The organism is Mycobacterium sp. E3247, from assembly GCF_001667785.1.
Lineage (GTDB): Bacteria > Actinomycetota > Actinomycetes > Mycobacteriales > Mycobacteriaceae > Mycobacterium.
Window position 1 is genome coordinate 1 of the sequence record NZ_LZJG01000455.1, and the last position, 743, is coordinate 743.

1 protein-coding gene is annotated in these 743 nt (G+C 65.8%); it reads right to left on the reverse strand.

Annotated features, from left to right (window positions below; all coding sequences use genetic code 11):
• Positions 1 to 743: HAD-IC family P-type ATPase (locus A9X04_RS22475; protein ID WP_156764492.1), on the reverse strand; the 743-nt coding region annotated here is incomplete at both ends.

The window sequence follows — 743 nt, forward strand, 5'->3', positions numbered from 1 at the left end:
AGCCGGATCCGTCCCTCCGTCAAGGTTCCGGTCTTGTCGGTGATCAGGATGTCGATGTCGCCGAGGTCCTCGATGCAGACCAACCGCTTGACGAGCACCTTCGCCTTGGCCAGCTGGCGTGAGCCGGTGGCCAGACTGGTGCTCACGACGGCCGGCAACAGCTGCGGCGTGATGCTGACCGCGATCGCCAGCGCAAACAGTGCCGAATTGATCAGCGGCCGGTGCAACATCAAGTTGGTGACCAGAATCAGCGCGGTCAGCGCAACCGCGACCCGGAGCAGCAGATACGAAAACCGGCGCAGGCCGACCTGAAAGTCGGTCTCGGGTTGGCGCTCACTCAGACCCGCCGCGATCCGGCCGAACTCGGCGCGATTCCCGGTGGCATACACGACGGCCAAGCCTTCGCCCGCGCTCACGATCGTGCCCATGAACGCCACATCGGTCATGTCGGTCAGCGCGACGTCGGTTCCCACCGGCGTCGGTGACTTCTCCGAGCCGGTGGATTCCCCGGACAGGATGCCCTCGTCGCATTCCAACGCTGCCGTCTGGATCAATCGCACGTCCGCGGGCACCGCCTGCCCAAGGGAGAGCCGGATGACGTCCCCGGGGACGAGATCCCGGACGTCGACATCGACAAAATTCCCGTCGCGCCGAACGATCGCGGTGTGGCGTATGCGGGAATGCAGCGCAGCCGCGGCCTGCTCGGCCCGGTACTCGTTGATGAAGCCCAGGCCGATGCTGGC